This window comes from Streptomyces sp. NPDC090741 (assembly GCF_044769045.1).
Classification (GTDB): Bacteria; Actinomycetota; Actinomycetes; order Streptomycetales; family Streptomycetaceae; genus Streptomyces.
Genome location: NZ_JBIVXF010000022.1, coordinates 44620 through 59418, shown reverse-complemented (window position 1 = coordinate 59418; position 14799 = coordinate 44620). Strand labels below are relative to the sequence as shown.

Annotated in this window: 11 protein-coding genes and 2 pseudogenes; 5 read left to right on the top strand and 8 right to left on the bottom strand. The window is 70.6% G+C overall.

The features are described 5' to 3' along the window. The first annotated feature begins 77 nt into the window (after positions 1–77). Both ACIQU4_RS38540 and ACIQU4_RS38535 read left to right on the top strand, forming a co-directional pair. Positions 78–389: a DUF6968 family protein gene (locus ACIQU4_RS38540; RefSeq protein ID WP_403741334.1), complete on the top strand. Its 312-nt coding sequence runs from the start codon at positions 78–80 to the stop codon at positions 387–389. Between the two features lie 91 nt (positions 390–480). Next, entirely contained in the window at positions 481–1071 is a 591-nt protein-coding gene (locus tag ACIQU4_RS38535) for a DUF421 domain-containing protein (RefSeq protein WP_403741331.1), read from the top strand. Between the two features lie 39 nt (positions 1072–1110). Here the strand turns inward: ACIQU4_RS38535 and ACIQU4_RS38530 are convergent, their stop codons facing one another. The 3 genes from ACIQU4_RS38530 to ACIQU4_RS38520 are packed head-to-tail and all read right to left on the bottom strand — an operon-like array spanning position 1111 to position 7189. Next, a complete protein-coding gene (locus tag ACIQU4_RS38530; protein WP_403741329.1) occupies positions 1111–1716 on the bottom strand; it encodes a hypothetical protein in 606 nt (201 codons plus the stop codon). After that, the gene (locus tag ACIQU4_RS38525; protein ID WP_403741327.1) at positions 1713–2078 is read right to left on the bottom strand and encodes a hypothetical protein; all 366 of its coding nucleotides are present in this window, start codon (positions 2076–2078) and stop codon (positions 1713–1715) included. The genes ACIQU4_RS38530 and ACIQU4_RS38525 overlap by 4 nt, the downstream gene beginning before the upstream one ends. After that, a complete protein-coding gene (locus ACIQU4_RS38520) occupies positions 2075–7189 on the bottom strand; it encodes a caspase family protein (protein WP_403741324.1) in 5115 nt (1704 codons plus the stop codon). The genes ACIQU4_RS38525 and ACIQU4_RS38520 overlap by 4 nt, the downstream gene beginning before the upstream one ends. 139 nt (positions 7190–7328) lie before the next feature. On the opposite strand from ACIQU4_RS38520, the pseudogene ACIQU4_RS38515 reads away from it, so the two are divergent. After that, positions 7329–7520 (top strand): annotated as a pseudogene (locus ACIQU4_RS38515) (short-chain dehydrogenase); the annotation flags it as partial. Here ACIQU4_RS38515 and ACIQU4_RS38510 read toward each other — a convergent pair. From ACIQU4_RS38510 to ACIQU4_RS38500, 3 genes are all read right to left on the bottom strand, one after another. Beyond that, on the bottom strand, positions 7451–7612 hold the full coding sequence (locus ACIQU4_RS38510; RefSeq protein WP_403741321.1) for a hypothetical protein: 162 nt from the start codon (positions 7610–7612) through the stop codon (positions 7451–7453). The pseudogene ACIQU4_RS38515 and the gene ACIQU4_RS38510 sit on opposite strands and share 70 nt — an antisense overlap. 448 nt (positions 7613–8060) lie before the next feature. Further along, positions 8061–8768, bottom strand: coding sequence for a response regulator (locus ACIQU4_RS38505; RefSeq protein ID WP_403741318.1), 708 nt, complete (start codon positions 8766–8768; stop codon positions 8061–8063). Then, positions 8765–10009 carry a sensor histidine kinase gene (locus tag ACIQU4_RS38500; RefSeq protein WP_403741316.1) on the bottom strand — a complete coding sequence of 415 codons (1245 nt, stop codon included), beginning with the start codon at positions 10007–10009 and terminating at the stop codon, positions 8765–8767. The genes ACIQU4_RS38505 and ACIQU4_RS38500 overlap by 4 nt, the downstream gene beginning before the upstream one ends. Positions 10010–10220: 211 nt before the next feature. Here ACIQU4_RS38500 and ACIQU4_RS38495 point away from each other — a divergent pair, with 211 nt between their 5' ends. Further along, a complete protein-coding gene (locus ACIQU4_RS38495) occupies positions 10221–11327 on the top strand; it encodes a serine hydrolase domain-containing protein (protein ID WP_403741313.1) in 1107 nt (368 codons plus the stop codon). A 62-nt stretch (positions 11328–11389) separates the two neighbouring features. Then, on the top strand, positions 11390–12562 hold the full coding sequence (locus ACIQU4_RS38490; RefSeq protein ID WP_403741310.1) for a serine hydrolase domain-containing protein: 1173 nt from the start codon (positions 11390–11392) through the stop codon (positions 12560–12562). Positions 12563–12842: 280 nt separating this feature from the next. Here the strand turns inward: ACIQU4_RS38490 and ACIQU4_RS38485 are convergent. Beyond that, positions 12843–13028, bottom strand: a pseudogene (locus ACIQU4_RS38485) (CorA family divalent cation transporter); the annotation flags it as partial. A 218-nt stretch (positions 13029–13246) separates the two neighbouring features. Further along, positions 13247–14650, bottom strand: coding sequence for a TerD family protein (locus ACIQU4_RS38480; protein WP_403741307.1), 1404 nt, complete (start codon positions 14648–14650; stop codon positions 13247–13249). Between the last annotated feature and the right edge of the window lie 149 nt (positions 14651–14799).

Sequence of the window (14799 nt, the reverse complement as noted above, 5' to 3'; positions counted from 1 at the left end):
CCCATACGCGGAACCGACGGAGACCGACGCAGACTGAGGGAAACCGGCCCCACCCAGTCGACGCGAAGGCCGAACGCATGAACAACCACTCGACCATCGCGAGCCGCCCGCTCCAGGCGGTCACGGGGGACGGCGAGACCTTCCCGGTCACCCTCCGGCTGGGCGCCCCGTACCCCGATCCGAATCCGGACGGCGACTGGATCTGCCCGTGCCGACTGGACGGCCTGTCCGACATCACGTACGAGATCCACGGGGTCGACGGACTCCAGGCCCTGACCCTCGCCGCGGAGGTCCTGCGCGGCCGGCTGACCGAGGCCGCCCAGGACCGCGGCCTCACCTTCACCTGGGGCGGGGAGAGCGGCCTGAGCGCGGCCGAGGTGCTGATCTAGGCGGATGCGGCGGATGCGGCGGATACGGCGGATACGGCGGATACGGCGGGTCGGTGACGCCGGACATGCCGGATGTGCCAGCGTGGACGGGATGCATTTCGCCCACGACGCCCTCACCCCCTTCCTGCACGGTGACGTCCCGTACCTGGAGAAGGCGCTGCGCACTATCGGGGTCTACGTACTGATCCTGCTGCTGCTCCGGATCGTCGGCAAGCGCCAGCTCGCGCAGCTCAGCACCTTCGACCTGGTGGTGATGCTGCTGCTGGCCAACGTCGTGCAGAACGCCGTGATCGGCCCGGACAACTCGGTCGTCGGAGCCGCCTTCGGGGCCGCCGTACTGCTCGGGGTGAACTCCGTGGTGGTCCGGACGGCCGCCCGCTACGAATGGCTGGGCCGGCTCCTGGAGGGCAGTCCCACCACCCTGGCCCGCGACGGCCACTGGCTCACCCGCGTGATCCGCCGCAACGGCCTGCGCCGCGCCGACCTGGACGCGGCGGTCCGCCACCAGGGCGGCGACGACGTCACGGAAACCACGGAGGTCACCCTGGAACCGGGCGGCGCCCTGGTGGTCCAACTGGCAGAAGCGAACCAATCCGCAGACAAGTCCGACATCGCCGCCCTGAAGGCCGCCCTGGCCACCCTGACCCACAAACTCGACGCCCTCACGCCCCCCAGCAGCTGATCCGGATCCCGGGGAGGAGCTACGGGGGGCTACGGCGGACTACGGGGCCGTGCCGCAGGTACGGGCAGGGCGCAGGCTGACCACGGTCGACTGCGGTACGAGGACCACTCCGCCCGCCTTGGTGCGAACCGAAACCTGATGCCCGTCCGCGGCGACCAACTCACCACACAGGCCGCCGGTATTGGTCCGTACCTCGACGAGGTGAGTGGGCGCGGTTTCCGTCGTCACCCAGGACAGGAGAAGCGCCCCGACCACGAGAACGACTCCCAGCACGCAGCACGCGGAGGCTCGGGACAGCGCCCGCTTCACCCGCGACGCCTCCTGCTCGGTCCAGCGTCGGAGCGCTTGCCCGCCCAGGAGTATCTCGCCCCCTGGCACCCCGTGAGCCGCTCGCACGGCCAGGAGTGACCCGACCACCAGCAGGACGAAGGCGGACACCAGCAGCCCCGTGGCGAGGGCGCGTGCCCAATCCGGCAGCTCCGCCAGGTTGTCCCGGCCCTTCAGCAGCATCAGCACGGCCAGCAGCGTCGTCAGCCCGGTCAGGCCGGTGCGCCAGCCCTCGGCCTGTCTGCGCAGTTCAGGGAGTCTGGTGAACTCCAATTCCCGGGCGCGTTCGGCCCAGCGCCGATCGGAGTGCGCGCTCACCGGAGGATCCGCCAGCCGGCTCCGCACCCTCGGAACGAGGTGTCCGGGGGGCAGCCGGGATGTGCGTGCCCGCATTCGCAGTAGTGCGTCTCCTCGGACAGGGGGTCCGGCTCGCCCGCCTCCCTGCCTGGCGCAAGGCCTCCGAGAAGGCGGCTGAGGGCCCCCTTGGTCCCGGTCCCCGGCATCCCCCACGGGAAGGGTGACTCCGTACGGCCGTGACAACGCGGGCAGGTCCCCGTGACGATCACCCCCGTGCCCTCGGGGGCGGTCCGTTGGCTGAAGTGCGCGGCGTCCACCTCGCCGAGGTCCACCTCGGCGTACACCAGGCCGTGGTCGTGCGAGCGGCCGTTCGTCGCCGTCATGAGCCGTCCTCCTCCGTCTCGGCGGGCTCCGGTTCCAGCCCGAACATTTCCGTGTACACCGTCAGCCGCTCCCGGACCCATGCGGGTGTCTTCCCGACGGCCCGGGCGCATGCGGCCACCCGCTCCCGGCTCACCACCCCGCCGAGTGCGGGCAGCCTGCCGTCCAGCCGTTCGGAGAGCAGCGACAGGTCCTGCCACAGGGGTACGACCTCGGGCACGCCGGTGATCGTCGGCGGCGCTCCGTCGAGGGACAGGAAGGGTCTGATCCGCTGCCACGTGCGACTCACCGGCTCGCCGAGGCGGCCGGCGATGCTGACGAGGTCGAGCGGCGCCAGCGGGGAGCCGGGAGGGGACACGCGAAGTTGTGGGTCGACGGTCGCCATGGTGCGGTCGTCGGGCACCTCGCCGGGTAGCGCGGCCACGGATGCGGCATCCAGCTCCGGTATGAGCGCGCCGATCCGTCGCAGGGGCACGAGTGCCTTGAAGGCCTGTCGTACGCCTTTGTGGCGCTGCTGGGCGTACAGGGCGAGGCCTTGCGCAGTGAGCGGCGTCCAGCTCGGGCTTTCACACCACTCGGCGTCGCTCTCCTCGTCGAAACCGTAGGTGACCAGGGCCGCCGTCTCATGCCAGGAGGGGGAGAAGTCCGCCAGCTTCTTCGGGAGTGCCGATGAGGTCAACCCCGGGTCGAGGCCGAGGCGTTGCGATACCTTGCTCGCCGTCTCCCACAGGAACGACAGGTTCTCGCGCAACTGCTGACTCGCAGTGAACAGCACGGCCGAGGTGGCCGGGACCGGGTAGTCCGCGGCGTCGAAGGACGGATCGGCACCGGAGAATGCGTATCTGCTGGGCGTCGGAAGGTCGTCCCAGGCTTGCAGCAGGCGCGCGGCGTCGGGCAGGGACACCCCGGCGGCGCGCAGTTCGTCGACACTCAAGGAGAGCTCCTCGAAGGACGTCTGGTACGGCCGCACGTACGCGAGGTCCCGGAGCGACACACCGCCTTCGAGGCGGATGTCCGCCTCGTGGAGCCAGGCCACGAGTTGGCCGGCTTCGGGTGAGGGAACGAACTTCCCTTCCGCCGAACCCTTCACGTACCGCCGTCGGTGCACCAGCCGGAGCTCCTGCGCCTGCGCCTCGAGGATCCGCTCCGCCTTGCGCAACGGGATCTCCCATTCCGCGGCGAGGTCGATCGTTGCGGCCCAGGGCAGGATGGTGCGCCCGTCGCCGCCGTCCACGACGTACCGCCGCAGGATGTCGAAGAGGTGGGACGGAACGGAGGCCACGCGTTCCACGGCTGCCGGATCGGGAACCGGGCGCAGCCAGCCGTAGGGGGTGATGCGCCGGAGGGCCTCGTGCGGGCTGCAGCCGGCACGGACCGCTGCCACGCGGATGTCCCATGCCGTGGTGGTGGGGCGCCAGGTGTGTTCGTCCTCCTGCACGTAGAGGAAGGCAAGTTCGTCCTGACTGCACACGTGGTCACGGTGATGATCAGGCGCGACGGGCAGCGGCGCTGCCACGAAGGGGGCGTACTTGGCGCACGCGTCCGCCAGTCTGCCCAGCTCCGTGCGGTATTCGGCGGACGTGCGCACGATCCCGCTGAGGTCTTCCGGCGGGTGCCGGTAGTAGATCGAGTCGGGGGCAGGCCGCGCGGGTGCTTTGCGGCCACCGATGGTCATGCTGAGGTCGGCCCAGGCGTTCCGCTCAGGACCCAGGAGCCCGGACACGATGCTCCCGTCGGTGAAATTCGGCGTCCAGTCGAGATCGCCGCTGCCGAACACCGCCGGTGCGGCCAGCCGGGGGTGCACGATCCGCAGGCCCCGGGCCGCGCGGAGCACCTCCGATACGTCGACCTGCTGTGTCTGGGCGACCTTCACCGCGTTGCGCCAGTCCCCCTCGACCTCGGCAGCCACCTTCGACCAGCCCGGTTGCGGCACCGGATGGCCTTCGAGGGACGAGGGAGCCGCCTCCTTCAGGCTGTGGGGCCGTTGCCCGAGGGCAGTGGCACGCCAAGGCCGGAGCGGGTCATGGAGCCGGCGGTCCTTGTCCCCGCGATCCGCCCGTCCTCGCAGGTGTGCATCCAGGCGGAACCATCCGACCTCGTCCAGGTTCACCGTACGGCCGTAGCCGGCCGCCACCCGGACACCCTTGCCCCGCCACTCCTGCCACACGATCCGGGCGAGCGCGGGGTGCCGGGACTCCAAGGACCACAGCCAGTCGAGGGTCAGTCCGGGCCATTGGGCAAGGGCGCAGGCGCCGAGACGGATCTGCTCGTGCGCCCACCGCACGTCGTACTCTTCCAACTTGTTCCGATTGACGCTGAGTTTGCCCCGGTACTCGCCCGCCAGGTTGAGGACGTAGCCGAAGGTGTTCCTGTCGGAGACGATGCCGTCGCACACGATCGCTCCGTCCCCCTCGACCCACCACAAGGTGCCGGGTACCGCTTCGACGGCGGATTCCGCGGCGACCGAGAACTTGCCCTCGCCCGGCTCCAGGAGACCGGGCGGCCAGGAGGCTCCCGGGCCGTCTTCTCCACGGACCTCCAGGGCGAACTCGCTGACCAGCACCTGCGAACGGAGCGCGGATACGCACGCCGTTCCGGTCAACATGTGGTCGTCGCGCAGATACAGGCGCACCCGGGTCCCGCCGTCGGGAAGGACCGTGCCGCCGCGCTCGTCGGCCTCCCGCACCCGGAACAGGCTGCCGCTGACCGGAATCTCCACGCGCAGCGCCTTCGCGGCGGGCTTGCCGTCCGGGCCGACCGGCCGGGTGACGATCACCATCTCGTCGGCCAGCATGAAGTAGCTGAACACGCCGATGCCGAAGCGGCTGTTCGGATAGAGCCGCAGGGCTCTGTCATGGCGCAGCCAGGCAGCCTGCTCACGACGGAACCCCTGGGCCTGGTCGAATCGCCGGCCGGCCCGGGTGAAGGTGCTCCTGAGCTGCAACTCGGTCATCCCGACCCCGTTGTCGAGGCACTCGACGTAGCGGCCGTGCTCGTCCCGGCCGACCTGGATGCTGATGTCGCCGGCCCAGGGCCGCGGTTCCTTCGCGCAGCCCTGCAGGTAGCGGATCCGCATCTCCCGATAGCGGCAGGCATCCAACGCGTTCTGGTAGAGCTCCCGCAGGGCGAGCGTCGGCTTCCCGTCGTACAGCTCCTCACCCATGAGCAGGCGCCGGATCTCCGTCTGGGCCAGGGAGAAGCGGGCCAGGGGAACGTCGTACGCGTCGAGGCCGTGCTGCTTGTCCGGTCTCAGCCGGTGGTCCGTGAGCCGCGTGGGCAGCCCTCTCAACAAGGCGTCGTCTCCGGTGGGGAGCCGATCCGCCGTCTCGGCGAGGGCATGGACGAGTTCGTCGGCGTCCTCGACCGCTGAGGCGAGGGCGGCGTGGATCGCGGGGTGCGAGCAGACGGCGTCCAGATGCAAGTAGGCGGGTGCCTCACCGTTCCGGTCGAGGTCCCACACGGCGTCACGGAGCACCGTGATCACCTCGTGCGGCACCACCGGATCGGAGACCGCCAGGTGCTCGGCGATGACTTCCGGCATCCGCCGGGCATCGAACGCGAGCAGGCCCGCGAGCCGGAGCAGTGCTGCGAGCGGGCGGGCCCGCAGCTGCTGCGGAGCCTTCCGTACGACATGGCGGCCGGGCAGCGTGGTTCGCTGATCCTCGGACGGTTCCCCGAGCAGAAGGCCGGCGGCCACGGTCCGCAGGGCGGCCGAGAGCTGCGCCGCCCGGCCGGTGGCCGTGCCCGCCGTGTGGGTCTTGTCCGCCGAGAGGCTGGTCAGCTCCAACAACCGGTTCGCGAAGCCGTCACTCCACGCCGTGGGCACGGCCTCCTCGTCGGTGGCGAACCGTTCGGCGATCCACTGGTGCACCAACCACAGCACCACGGCGTGGCGGTCGTCCGACGCAGTGGACTCCCACCAGTACCAGTCCGCGAGCTTCTCGGTAATCTGGGGGTGGTGCTCGGTGATCTGCTCGTAGTGCCGCCGCTGGTCGTCGGCATCGGACCTGCGGCGCACCCACTTCGGGTGGATCTCGGCAGCTTGGCTCAGCCGGCCGGCCCAGGCCGCCTCGTGCAGCAGGACTCCTGCGATCAGGGCGGTGACTTCCAGGGCGGACAGCTCGGCGTCCTTCGGCAGCAGCATCGGCAGCACGTCGCGCAACAGGCGTACGGGGAACTCGTCGTCGGCCCACGGGTCGTGCAGCCGCTCCTGCGCGTGGTGGACGTGCCGTGCCACGTCCACGGCCAGGAGGGCCAGACAGTCCTGGAAGTGGGTGACGGACTCCGTCCCATGCGCCGGCACGTGGTTCCACAGCTCCGGCACGCGCACGGCGTCCTGCAAGGCCTCCAGAAGGCGCCTGCCCCGGGCGATCTCCCGCGCCTTGGTCTCGGCTTCCCGGTCCGGGACGTAGTGGATCCGGACCTGCTGGGGCCGGGCTCCCGCGCGCCGGGCCAGGGCCGTCGTTTCCCGCCGGGCCACCTCGTACACCTGCTCTGTCGTGGCGGCCTCGGTCAGCGGGTCGAAGGCCCGCGCGAGGGCGAGCGAGAAGAAACTGCCGGCCTCCGAGTAGCCGCTGCGCTCACCGGGCCCGCATCCGGTCAGCACGGCGAAGCCGGAACGGGGCGGCCCCGTGAGGATGCGACCTCCGAACATGACGTCTTCCGCGTCCTCGGCCGAGCGGCAGGCGTCGATGATCCACAGGACGGTGCCGGCATCGCAGTCGGTCAGATACCTGCTGATGTCGGCATCCAGCAGGGACTCGCGCACGTGCGGCCGGCCCCAACCGCCGCGGTCGTCGTCGATTCCGGCGCAGGCCCGGGCGTCGGCGGGCACCAGGTAGTCGGTGTCGCCGATGCGTACGCCGTGCCCGGTGAAGTACAGGAGCAGCGTGCTTCCGGCTACCGCATCCGCTGCCACGGCAGTGATGCGCTCGGTGATCTCGTTGCGCGTCGGATCACGCAAGGTCTCGACGAGGTAGCCGCTCCCTTGCAGTGCGGCACTCATGGCCTCGAGGTCCGCGTCGACGGTGGCCCCCAGAGGACGGAGGCGCTGCGCGGCACCGGGGTTGTCCCGCACGCCGATCAAGAGCGCTACACGTCCGACGTCTTCCACCCGGCCCCCCGAATTCCCCTCCGACGATCACATGATGGCATCCGACCGGCAAGGGAAAGCCGCCGAGGGCGAACACCGGTGGCGCGAGCGAAAGGCCGCTGCCCGGGGCTGCGTTCAGCGGCAGAGTCCCATGATGAAGTCGTCGGCCGGCCCGATGTCCCTGCTCCCCGGCGAGAGCGACGCCGACCGTGCCGAGCGGGTCAAGACGCAGAACCCGCTCGGCCGGGTCGCCGGGGCCGAGGAGAACGCCGCCGCGGTGCTCTACCGGGCCTCACCCGCGGCCGGTTCCGTCGTCGGGACCGACCCGGTCGTGGACAGCGGCTCGTCCGCCCGCAGCACGGCGGCGATCGTCGCGCCGCGCGACCGGTTGGGCAGCGCGTGCGAGACCGGGCCGCTGCCCCGTAAGGCGAGGAGGGCGGGCACCAGACAGTACGAGGCCCGAATGGCCGCGGCGCGGCGCGGCGCGGCTCAGGTCGGGAACGGCGGGCGCGTGGTCCACCGTTCGCTTGCGCTAAGTCGATCAAGCTTGTGCGGTGGTTCGCTACAGCCGGTCGCGCTTCTCGAAGATCACGTACAGGCTCGTGCAAACCACCGCCATCAGCAGGATCGCGAAGGGGTAGCCGGTTTGTACGGCCGATCCTCCCCAGCCGCTCCCCGAGGCGGCTTCGTTCTCCCCGGATTCTCCCCAGCCGCGGCTGCCCGGAAAGACGGATCCCCGCTGGCCAGTGCCCGACCCAAGCGGCGGGGCAGGCTACGCAATGGCAGCGACGCGCGTAGTGACCGTGGACATCCGCGTCTTGGAGGGCGATCCGGAGATCGCGGCACCGTGGACCGCAAGGCGGAGCTACGTCGTGGCCCGTACCGAAGCCGGTCAGCCGGCGAAGCCCGGGACCACCAGGCCGGACTCGTACGCGATCACCACCGCATGGGTCCGGTTCTGCGCGGCGAGCTTGGTCAGCACATTTCCGACGTGGGTCTTGACCGTCTCCAGGCTCACCGTGAGGGACTCCGCGATCTCCGGATTGGAGAGCCCGGTGGCCATCAGGCGCAGCACCTCCTCCTCCCGGCCGGTGAGGGCGGCCCGCGGCAGGGCCTCTGCGGAGCCCAGCGGGCGGGGGGCGACCATGCGGCCCAGCGCGGCCGGGAAGAGTACCGCTTCGCCCGCCGCCACCACCCGGACCGCCTCGGCGATCCGGCGGACCGGGAGGCGCTTGAGGACGAAGCCGCTGGCGCCCGCGCTGAGGGCGGCTGTGACGTAGCCGTCGTTCTCGAAGGTGGTGATCACCACGACCTTCGGCGGTCCGGCCGCTTCGGCGACGAGTTGGCGGGTGGCCTCGATCCCGTTGAGACGCGGCATCCGGACGTCCATCAGGACCACGTCCGGTCGCAGGATCCTCGCCCGTTCGACCGCCTCGACGCCGTCGGCGGCCTCGCCGACCACCGTGATCCCCGGCTGTGCGGCGAGCAGCATGCGCAGGCCGCTGCGGGTGACCTCGTCGTCGTCCGCGATCAGGAGGGTGACGGAGGGGCTGGTGACGGCAGGCAGGGCCGTGCTCCCGCCCGCGTCGGATCCGCTCACGCCGACGCCCGTGCCGGCAGCCGGCAGGACAGCCGCCAGTGCTGCGTCCCGTCCGGGCCGGCCTGGAAGTCACCGTGCAGCAGCCTGACGCGCTCGGCCAGTCCGGGCAGACCGTGGCCGGAGGTCGGGAAGGTACCCGGGCCCGGGCCCGTCCGTGCCCCGGTCCGGTTGACCACCGTGAGGTCCAGTCCGTCCGGCCCGGCCGCCACGCGGACCTCGATCGGGCCGCCCGCCCCGTGGCGCAGCGCGTTCGTCAGCCCCTCCTGGAGAATCCGGTACGCCGCCCGGGAGAGCGTCCCCTGCACCTGCGCCAGAGCGCCCGACAGCTCCGGCTCCACCACCGCCCCCGCGTGCCGCAGGCGGTCCAGCAGTTCGGGCAGGTCGGCCAGGGTCCGGGTCGGCGCCGTCCCCGACTGTTCCTCGCGCAGCACTCCGAGCACGTAGTCCAGGTCCTCCAGCGCGGCCCGCGTCGACTCCTCGATGCTGCGCATGGCGGCCCGCGCCGCCGCCGGGTCGGCGGAGAGCACCTCGCCGGCCACCGCCGCCTGGATGGTGGCCGCCGTCAGCGTGTGCCCGATCGAATCGTGCAACTCGTGGGCGATCCGGTTGCGTTCGGCCAGCAGCAGTTCCCGCTCGGCAGCCAGTGCGAGCCGTTCGGCTGCCGACGGCCCCAACAGCCGTGGCGCCAACCACCGCAGGGTCTTCGTCACCAGTACGCAGACGGCCGCCGCCAGCAGGATGCACACGGCCGCCACCACCCAGCTGCTCCACCCGCCCGACACCCGGACCGACGTGCCGAACAGACTCGCCCGCGCCTCGCCTCCGAGCCAGTTCCCCGGCAGGGCGAGGCCCATGATGAACAGCACCCCGCTCGCCAGCGCCCCCGCCCACCCGACGGCCACGTGCAGCACCAGCCAGAGCGGGGTCCGCCAGTGGTCGAGGCCGGGGGAACCGGAAGTGCGGCGACCGACCACGGGAATCGGCAGCGGCACTCGCAGCAGCCGGCGGGCGGACACGACCAGCGCACGTCGGACGGGGCGCGCCAGTCCGACCACGCCGACCAGGACCGCCCAGACGAGCAGGACCAGGACGAGCTGCACGCTTTCGGGAGCGGATCGCCACGACAGCGCCGGCAACAGGGCGAAAGGCAGCAGCGGAAGGCTGGCCAGTGCGCCGCAATAGGCGAACAGCACACCTGAGTACGTGGAGCCGCGCAACAGCGGCCGAATTCCCCTGATCATGATCGCCAGTATCACCGGGCAGCCCACCGGCAGCCTCCCCCGATCGGGGGAGCGATTTCTCCCGCCTTCCCGCGATGCGGTCAAAGGGCCCTGGAAACCAGGATCGTGCTCCACCGAACGATTCCTCAGGAGTTGACTCATGCGAGCTCAGACCCGGCAGGGCCTTCCTCCCTCGACCCGGCAGCATCACGGCGGGAGGCGGCGACGGGCCGTGTCGGCCGCGGTCGCGGTGGCCATCGGCGTCATGACACTGGGCGCCCTCGCCCCGCCCTCCGTCTCCGCCGCCGCCGGTCAGGACGCTGTCGAGCGGGCCCTGAACGCGCTGGTGCGCGACGACGGCATGCCCGCCGCGCTGGCGAGCGTCCAGGACCGTGACGGCCGCACCCGCACCTACACCGCAGGAGTCGGTGACCTGACCACCGGCTCGAAGGTGCCCGGGGGCGGCCAGGTACGGATCGGCAGCAACACCAAGGCGTTCACCGCGGTGGTGGTCCTGCAGTTGGTCGGCGAAGGGAAGATCGGCCTCGACACCATGGTGGATACCTACCTGCCCGGCCTTGTCCGCGGAGAGGGGATCGACGGACGCCACATCACGGTCCGCCAGCTCCTCCAGCACACCAGCGGACTCCCCGACTACGGCGTCCACGTCGACGACGACGAGATCAGGAACCGGTACGTCGAACCCCGCGAGCTGCTCGACATCGCCCTCCGGTACAAGGCCGACGCGGATCCGGGGAAAACGTGGGGATACAGCAACACCAACTACGTCCTGGCCGGCCTGATCGTCCAGAAGGTCACCGGCCGCCCCCTGGCCGAGGAGATGGACCGGCGCATCATCAAGCGCATCGGGCTGCGCCACACCTACTTCCCCGCCCCCGGAGAGATGACCATCCGAGAGCCGCACCCCCAGGGCTACCACCGCAACCCGGCGGACGGACCGCTGCGCGACTTCACGGAGATGGACCCCTCCTGGGGCTGGGCGGCAGGCCAGTTGATCTCCACCAACTCCGACCTCAACCGCTTCTTCACCGCACTCCTCGCCGGCCGCCTCCTCCCGGCGGCCCAGCTCGCCCAGATGCGCACGACGGTCCCCGCCGGGACCTCAGGCCTCCGCTACGGGCTGGGGCTCACGAGCAGGCCGCTGTCGTGCGGCGGCGTCTACTGGGGCCACGGCGGCGACATCGCGGGCTACGAGACCCGGGGCGGTGTCACCGAAGACGGCCGGCGCGCCGCCAACGTCACGGTCACCAGCATCCCGACCGAGGAGGCGGCCGTGCAGCACGTCAAGGACGCCGTGGACAAGGCCCTGTGCGGATGAACCAGGCACCCGGCAACCCGGCAACCCGAGCAACAATCCAATGATTCCTCAGGAGTTGACTCATGCGTGAACAGACCCGGCAGGGCCTTCGTTCCTCGGCCCGATATCAGGGCGACAGACGGCGTCGGGCCCTGCACGCCGCAGCCGGGGTGGCCATCGGCGTCATGACACTGGGCGCCCTCGCCCCGCCCGCCGCCTCCGCCTCCCCCAGGCCGGACGCCGTACAGCAGCGCCTGAACGCGCTGGTGCGCGACGACGGTATGCCCGCCGCGCTGGCAAGCATCAAGGACCGTGACGGCCGCACCCGGACCTACACCGCAGGGCTCGGCAACCTGGCCACCGGCGCACCGGTACCCGTCGACGGGCAGGTGCGGATCGGCAGCAACACCAAGACCTTCGTCGCGGTCGTCGTCCTCCAGCTCGTCGCCGAGCGGAGGATGGACCTGGACGCCGACGTCGACACCTACCTGCCGGGCCTCGTCCGCGGGGAGGGGATCGACGGGCGACGCATCACCGTCCGCGAGCTCCTCCAGCAGACCAGCGGACTCCCCAACTACAGCAACTACCTCGGGGACGACGTCAGGTACTACACCCCCCGCGAACTGCTCGCCACAGCCCTCAAGCACCCGGCCGAGTTCGGCCCCGGGAAGAGTTGGAAGTACAGCAACACCAACTACGTGCTCGCCGGCCTGATCGTCGAGGAGGTCACCGGCCGCCCCCTGGCCGAGCAGATCGACCGGCGCATCATCAAGCCCATCGGGCTGCGCCACACGTACTTCCCCGCCCCTGGTGACGCAAGCATCCGGGAGCCCCACCCCCACGGCTACTACCGGGAATCGGCGGACGCGCCGCTGCACGACATCACGGAGATCGACCCCTCCTGGGGCTGGGCGGCAGGCCAGATGGTCTCCACCGGCTCCGACCTCAACCGTTTCTTCAGCGCACTCTTGGCCGGCCGACTCCTGCCCCCCGCCCAGCTCGCCCAGATGCGGTCCACCGTCCCGGCCGAAGCGACCTTCGGCCCCGGCGCCCGCTACGGACTCGGACTCGTCAGCAGGCCGCTGCCGTGCGGCGGCCTCTCCTGGGGCCACGGCGGCAGCTTCCCCGGGTACGAGACCCGGGGCGGCGCCACCGACGACGGCCGCGCCGCCAACATTGCGGTCACCATGCAGCTGACCGACGAGGCGGGCCGTAGGAACCTCGAACGCGCAGTGGACACCGCCCTGTGCCGCTGAACCCCGCCGAGGGCATCCCGTGAAAACGACCGACGGACCCGACACGACGTCGGGTCCGTCGGCCTCATGTGTACGCACAGCCGCCACATCGACATCGTCCACGAAGTGGGCCGGGGCCTCGCCCTCGGCATCCTCTGCGAGGCCCCTGGCATCGGCGTCCCGATCACGGTCCTGGGGAACGTGAACACCGCCCGTCCGGCCCTGGTCGAACAGCAGGCGAGGAAGCGATGGCCCCGTTCCTCGGTGCTGCGCATGCTCCCACCCCGGAGCAGCAACTCCGCTACAGCCAGTCCCGCTTCTTGAAAATGACGTACAGGCTCGTGCAGACGACTGCCATCAGCAGGATCGCGAAGGGGTAGCCGGCCGCCCAGTGCAGTTCCGGCATGGTCTCGAAGTTCATGCCGTAGATCGTTCCCACCAACGTGGGTGCAAACAAGATGGCCGCCCACGAGGAGATCTTCTTGAAGTCGTCACCCTCACACCGCTGACCTGCGGGAACTGGCTGACAAGGCGCTCTGACCTGCGGCGATCCACCTTTCCGGCTCTTTCGCCGTGCCGCCCGTTTGCACGGCCGATCCTCCCCAGCCGCTCCCCAACAGGGCCTCATTCTCCCCAGATCCTCCCCAGCGGAGAGCGTGCGGCGACGACCCGCTGCTGCTTAGTGGGGCGTCTGTGCACGATGGGCTACGCGACGTCGACTCCGTGCGCCCTGGCCAAACCGTTCAGCCCGTCGGCCCACCCCTGTCCGATTGCTCGGAGCTTCCACACCGGCCTGCCCTCGGGGGACGTGTGTCGGTACAGCTCCGCGATAACCATCGCTTTGATGGCGGGGTCGGCGGGTGGCTGGAAGGTCCATGCGGCGGAAGCGCATCCGATGGACAGCTCCGCGTAGGTGAGGGAGCCGCACGTCAGTCCGGTGTCGACGTCCATGTTGATCGCGATCGTCATGCGCTGGACGTGCTCGGGCAGGGCGGTGAGGTGGGCGGCGGCGCGTTCGACGGTATGCGCGCCATCGTGCTGCTTCCCCAGGAGCCGAGCCGCCCCGTCGGCGGCGGACGGCTGGTTGTAGAAGACGAAGTCGTCGTCGGAGGCGACTCGGCCTTGCGTGTCGGTGAGGAAGAGGGTGAGGTCGGCATCCGCGCCATCGAAGCTGAACGCGATGTTCAGCCCTTCCCACGCCTCGTCGGGCAACGTGAGGTTCTGCCCCGGCGTGAGTGCCGCCGGGGCGGCGAGAACGGGCTCGCTGATGACGGATGGCTGGGTCGCGGACGGCGTCTGGGCTCTCCACTCGGCGAACGTGTGGATCCGGTAGTGGTCTGCGGCCGGTGCATCGTGGGCGGCGGGGACGTTGGCAAGGAGGTCTCCGTCCAGGCCAGCCAGCGTGGTGTCAACCGAGGCGGCTCCGTCCTGGGCGTGGTCGAGCAGGCTTTGGAGGCCGGGCAGCCGACTGATGTCCAGCGGCTTGATGGTGCTCGACAGATTTCCGGAGCCGGTAGTGGAGACGACACAGGCGACGTCCTGTCCGAGGTCGAGGAACCGCAGCGCGTCCTCGGGCTGCCGCCAGGGGCTCGTCTCGATGGCCTGGCGGGTCCACCGGCCGTACGTCGCGAATCCCAGCCGCTGGGTGTCCGGCATACGAGTGATCACTGCCAGGTCGATCGCGGTGACCCCCGGCGCGACGGAGAATCCCTCCTTGAGGGTGGCGATGACGTTGGAGCCCATGGCTGTAAGCCACCACAGGACCCGGTCCCGCTTCGTCAGCGTCTTCAGCGTGGGGCGTCCGCTGGAGGTGACCCCGGGAGTCTGGTCGGGCAATGAGTCGATGTCGTGCTGCCGCATCACCACGGACATCACGGAGCCGTCCACTCCGACCGCACAGCCGGCGGCTGGGTTGTCGGAGAAGGCGTAGTTCACCGTCTCGCACACGGTCGCCTCGTCGTTCGCGACGAGGGACTGCCACCACTGATGTGCCTCGGCGGTCAGCGCCCCGTGGATGCCGTGCAATCGTGCCTGCTCGGCGGCCAGGTACGCCGGTGCGTCCTGCTCGGCCCGCCGCTTCGCCTCCGCACGTTCTGCCCGTGCGAACACGCCAAGCCCTGCCAGATGGAACGCCTTGGCCTCGGCCAACGCCCAGGGCAGACCCAGCTGCGGGGGCCCGGGCACCGCTGGCGGGTGGACGGGAACGAAAGACTGCAAGTGCACGCTGGTCATCTGCTGCCGCAGTTCCCGCAAATGTA

Coding starts and splice junctions, on each gene's coding strand:
- ACIQU4_RS38535 (WP_403741331.1), top strand. CDS start 481: ATGCATTTCGCCCACGACGCCCTCACCCCCTTCCTGCACGGTGACGTC.
- ACIQU4_RS38490 (WP_403741310.1), top strand. CDS start 11,390: ATGCGTGAACAGACCCGGCAGGGCCTTCGTTCCTCGGCCCGATATCAG.
- ACIQU4_RS38500 (WP_403741316.1), bottom strand. CDS start 10,009: ATGATCAGGGGAATTCGGCCGCTGTTGCGCGGCTCCACGTACTCAGGT.
- ACIQU4_RS38540 (WP_403741334.1), top strand. CDS start 78: ATGAACAACCACTCGACCATCGCGAGCCGCCCGCTCCAGGCGGTCACG.
- ACIQU4_RS38525 (WP_403741327.1), bottom strand. CDS start 2,078: ATGACGGCGACGAACGGCCGCTCGCACGACCACGGCCTGGTGTACGCC.